Source organism: Empedobacter sp. GD03865 (genome assembly GCF_029840775.1).
Lineage (GTDB): Bacteria > Bacteroidota > Bacteroidia > Flavobacteriales > Weeksellaceae > Empedobacter > Empedobacter falsenii_B.
Genome location: NZ_JAOCDF010000055.1, coordinates 1 through 5,231, shown reverse-complemented (window position 1 = coordinate 5,231; position 5,231 = coordinate 1). Strand labels below are relative to the sequence as shown.

Annotated in this window: 4 protein-coding genes; 3 read left to right on the top strand and 1 reads right to left on the bottom strand. The window is 33.1% G+C overall.

The features are described 5' to 3' along the window. Positions 1–93: 93 nt before the first annotated feature. Positions 94–441 carry a helix-turn-helix transcriptional regulator gene (locus N5D46_RS14330; RefSeq protein ID WP_280050407.1) on the bottom strand — a complete coding sequence of 116 codons (348 nt, stop codon included), beginning with the start codon at positions 439–441 and terminating at the stop codon, positions 94–96. Between the two features lie 180 nt (positions 442–621). Between N5D46_RS14330 and N5D46_RS14325 the strand changes: the two genes are divergently transcribed. The 3 genes from N5D46_RS14325 to N5D46_RS14315 all read left to right on the top strand — a co-directional run bounded on the left by N5D46_RS14325 (position 622) and on the right by N5D46_RS14315 (position 4,782). Next, entirely contained in the window at positions 622–2,907 is a 2,286-nt protein-coding gene (locus tag N5D46_RS14325) for a CHC2 zinc finger domain-containing protein (protein WP_280050406.1), read from the top strand. Between the two features lie 191 nt (positions 2,908–3,098). Then, entirely contained in the window at positions 3,099–3,950 is an 852-nt protein-coding gene (locus N5D46_RS14320; protein ID WP_219035438.1) for a tyrosine-type recombinase/integrase, read from the top strand. Beyond that, the gene (locus N5D46_RS14315) at positions 3,928–4,782 is read left to right on the top strand and encodes a tyrosine-type recombinase/integrase (protein WP_280050405.1); all 855 of its coding nucleotides are present in this window, start codon (positions 3,928–3,930) and stop codon (positions 4,780–4,782) included. The genes N5D46_RS14320 and N5D46_RS14315 overlap by 23 nt, the downstream gene beginning before the upstream one ends. Positions 4,783–5,231 lie beyond the last annotated feature (449 nt).

Sequence of the window (5,231 nt, the reverse complement as noted above, 5' to 3'; positions counted from 1 at the left end):
TTTGCAAAAGCTTTCAATGCTTTCGCTTCTTCCGATGTAGAAGGCTCTACGATATAGATTTCTTGCGTTGTCATTATTTCACTTTTTTAACTATTAAACCGCTAATTGCTTTTGCAAATTATTCTTTAGAATAAAAGCCTCTAATAAATCTTTGATTGTATTTTTTTGATTATCATTTAATTGTTGCGTTTCAGCAAACAAATTCAATAACTGATTATCCTGTAAAATAGCATCAGCTTTATTGTTTCCATAAACCAATTCATCCAAAGAAATCGATAAAATTTTCGCCATTTTTTCCGCTACTTCCAAAGATGGAATCGAAATATTTCTTTCGTATTTAGAAAGATTAGTCACGTGAATTCCAATCTTAGAAGCAAACACTTCTTGCGAAAAACCTTTTCCGCTTCTTAATTCTTTCAAGTTTTTTCCAAAATTTTCCATAGCAAATAAACTTTAAAACATACTGCGTATGTATTATATACTCTACAAAATTACAATTTAGTTAGTGAAATAACTAATTCATTTGAAAAATAAAAAGCGAAAACAATTTGTTTTAAAAATCAAAAACGCTAAGTTTGTAAGCGAAAACGATTAGTGAAAATTTTTTAAATAATTTTTCAAATGGAAATAAGCGAGATAAAACAAAAGTTAACGCTACAAGAAGTACTGCTTCATTACGGATTAGAACCTAAAAACAATATGCTGAAATGTCCGTTTCATTCGGATAAAACAGCGAGTTTACAGGTTAATTTGGAAAAGAATTTTTACAATTGTCATGCATGTTCCAAAACAGGCGACGTGATTCAGTTTGTACAAGATTATGAGAAATTAAGCAAACATGAAGCGTTAAACAAGTGTAAAACACTTGCTTCAAGTACGAATATAGAAGTACAAAATACGAATAAAACAATTCGAATTCCTCAAACCGCTAACCATTCAGCGTTCCTAACCAAAATGTTTTTAAGTTTCCGCAAAGGATTATTATGCAGTGACCCTGCCAAAGATTATTGCCATTCCAGAGCGTTAAATTTTGATGAATTAGAAGTCGGTTTTAACTCGGGACAATTCCATCATGGAGCAAGAAAAGACGAGAAATTAATTCAAGAATGCGTAGAAGTTGGACTTTTAATTCCTTACGGAACCAACAGCAGAACAGGCGGACAATCCTATAAACCATTTGGAAATAAATGCCTTGTTTTTCCATTAAAAAACCAAGAAAATAAAATTGTATCCTTTTATTTTCGTTCAACTCTTGATCATAAAGATTCTCGTCATTTTTACTTAAAAAACCGTTCTGGACTTTATCCAAATTATCCCAATCGAGAAGCTAAAAAGCTGATTTTAACTGAAAGTATTATTGATGCAGCTTCATTGCTTCAATTACGAAGTACGAATTTAGAATTAAGAAAATATGAAATACTTGCCTGTTTTGGAACGAACGGATTAACAAACGAACTATTAGAAATAATAAAACAACTTATTGAATTAGAAGAAATTATATTCTGTTTTGATATGGATGAAGCAGGTCAAAAAGCTACCTTAAAATATGCGAAATTACTTCAATCCATTCATCCAAAAGTGGTGTTTTATAGTGTTCAATTCATTGATAAAGATGTCAATGAAACTTTAGTTGCTTATGATGAAACAACTGTTTTAGACTGTTTAGAGAAAAGAAAACCAATTGATTTTTCTTCTTCTCTTACTTCTTTTTCAATTGAAAAAGAAACTGTACCAACACCTTTGGAACAACCTAAAATGACAACCGATTTATTTTTTCAATTGAATGATTTAATCGAAAAAAGTGGCATTGTAGGCGAACAGGACAGCCGATTATTACTGTTTATCATTGCAAGTTCATATAAAACCAAACACCCACTTCACGCCATTGTACAAGGAAGTTCGGGCAGTGGAAAAACACATTTAATCAGTAAAATAGCCGATTTAATGCCACAAGAAGATGTACTTCGTTTTACCCGAATTACCGAAAGTAGTTTATACAATTGGGGCGAATATGAATTAGTCGGAAAGCTTCTGATTATCGAGGATTTAGACGGTTTAAAAGACGAAGCCATGTTTGCCATGCGTGAATTAATCAGTAATCAGAGACTAAGTAGTTCGGTGAGTATCAAGGATAAAAAAGGCAATATTAAAGCCGTTAAAAAGGAGGTTCGTGGCGTATTTAGTTCGCTGTCTGCAACGACAAAAGGCGAGATTTACGAAGATAATATGAGCCGTAGTTTTCTATTAGCAGTAGACGAAAGTAGCGAACAATCCCGCCGAATTATTGCCTATCAAAACAGGCGATATGCTGGCGAAGTCAGCCATCAATCCGAAGAAAAAACCAAACATTTTTTACAAAATATCATCCGAAATTTAATGCCGTATCATGTGATTAATCCGTTTGCTACTCGATTAGAATTACCCGAAGAAGTGCATAAAATCAGACGTTTAAACGAAATGTTTCAAAGTATCGTTCGTCAAATTACCTTGATTAATCAGCAAAATAGAAAGTTGACAGAAGATGGAAAATTAATCACACAGGTGGAAGATTTAAAGCAAGCAACGGAGGTTCTTTTTGAAAGTATTGTGTTAAAAGTCGATGAATTAGACGGGAGTTTGCGTCAGTTTTTTGAGAAATTAAAAGCGTATTTAAGCAAAAAAGCACACAAAGAAAATGCAAATGGTTCTGAAATCGACTTTACACAACGAGAAATCCGCCAAGCCTTTAATATGAGCAAAGCGCAGTGTTCACGCTACATGAACAGCTTAATTGAACTCGAATACCTAACGAGTAAATATGCAGGAAACTTGCGTAAAATTGCTTATCGAGTGGATTATTGGGATGATTACCAGAAGTTAAGACAAACCATTAAAGAAAAGATTCTACGACAAATAGAACAGTTATGATACTCACTGAAACAATAGGGAACAATCTTGGAACAATTAATTTAGACTTAACTATCTAGTTTCTAATATCTAAAATCTAACATCTATACTATTGTTCCATGTTCCAAAAGTAGACAACCTCAAATCTAACGAAGTGATTCGTAAACACCATAAGAAACAATAAAAACAATGTGAACAAACCCGTCATAGTTATGCAAGATATACTCGATGAATTTAGAACAGAATTACAACAATTAGGCTATTGTAAAACAGTGGTTAATCATTATCCAAAGTACGTCAAAGCCCTGTTTGAGCATTCTCACGAACTTATTTACACGATTGAAAGTCATCACATTGAAGCTTTTTATTTTCATTTGAAAACTGTAATCAGTAGCCGAAGAAAAAAGCCGTTGAGTAACAGTTATATTCATACACAACTCTTTGCGATTCGCTTATTCTTTGCCTATTTATTGCGTACAAAACAGCTGATTAAAACGCCTTATACCTTAAAAATCAAACGTTCGACTTATAAAAGTCGAGCCGTTTTAAGTGTAGAACAAATCGCACTACTCTACAGCAATTGCATCAATTTAGAAGAAACAATGATTTTAAACCTGTGTTATGGTTGTGGATTAAGACGAACAGAGGTTGAAAGGCTATGTGTAGAAGACATTCATTTAAGTGAAAAACGCTTATATGTTCGCAGTGGAAAAGGAAAGAAAAGACGTGTTATTCCGCTTACAACAAAGCTTGTAGAAGATTTTAAACTGTACCAGGATAAAACCAAAAACAGACGAAATGATGAATCCATTTTACTACTTAATTCAAACGGAAAACCAATGAGCGGAAACAAAATTTATACGGTTTTTTGTCGTGTTTTAACTCGATGTGGATTAGATAAACAGGGATTTAGCTTACATAATTTACGCCATAGTATTGCATCTCATTTACTTGAAAATGAAATGACCGTGGAAATGGTTCGGGATTTTTTAGGGCATGATTTACTGCGTACCACTCAAATTTACACTAAAATTAAGCCGTATGACTTTAGAAAATTATCTTGAAAATCAGTTGAATAAAAGTACCATTAGCAATTATTTATATGAAATCAATCGGTTCAAAAAATACGCTCCTAATCACGAAAAATGTCACTATCCACAGCTGATGCAGTACATTGGTTTTTTACGGAATTATTATCAACCTAAAACCATTAAACGTGTGGTGTATGCGCTGAAAAAATACTACGATTATCTGATTGAAATAAAGGTAAGAAAGGACAATCCTGCTCACTTTATCAAGCTTCGAGATGCTAAACAAACGGCGGTACAATTACAGGATTTATGGACAGAAAAAGAACTCAAAACCTTACTTGAACCACGAAAGGAACGTTATGCCATCTTAGCCAAACGCAATCAAATTATCCTGAGTTTATTCGTTCATCAAGCCGTTTTAGTCAAGGAAATAACCCAAATTCTACTCGAAGATATCGACCTCGAAAAAGCGGTAATTTACATCCGTGAAACAGGAATGACCAACAGTAGAACCTTGTCTTTAAAAGCAGAACAAATCCTTTTATTTTATCACTATTTACAGGAAGATAGACCACAATTAGAACGAACAAAACAGTCTTTTTTTATTCTCAATAAATTAGGAAATCCAACAACAGCAGACGACATTAATTACCTTTTATCGACCTATCAAAAGCAGGTTGACAAACGATTAACTTCGGTTAAAATCAGACAAAGTGTGATTACCAATTTACTCAGTCAAGGACATAATTTACGAGCGGTTCAGCTGTTTTGTGGACATAAATTTTTAGATACAACCGAGAAATATAAACAAACAGGAATCAAAGCTTTACAAGATGCTATCGACAAGCATCATCCTTTACAATAGTCTTTTTTCTTTGATTCACTTCATTTTATTTTTCATTTGAGTTCATCGAACCTTTGGTTTCAATTGAAAAAAAGAGTACTCCATCAAAATAAGCCGTTTTTCGGGGTTGATTTTGGCTATTTGCGGTAGCGAAAACATAAAATAAATTATAGGCTGATAATGCCTATAATGAACGGAATTTTATGTTAAATAGCTTACCTTATTTTTTGCTGGCGTAAGTGAACGGGGAGCGCGGAGTGAACGACTTTTTGTATCAAAAAGTAGGACAGCAAAAAATAAGGGCAAAATTATAACCCGAAAAATGGCTTGTCTTATCCTATAAAAATCTTTTTTTTCAATTGAAAATCATTATATTTGAATGAATAATGAGGCGTTCATTAAAACTGAAGTAGTGTTGAAAATTTGAAGTATATAGGGGTGTAGGAATACAAATACAACGGCAAAGAACT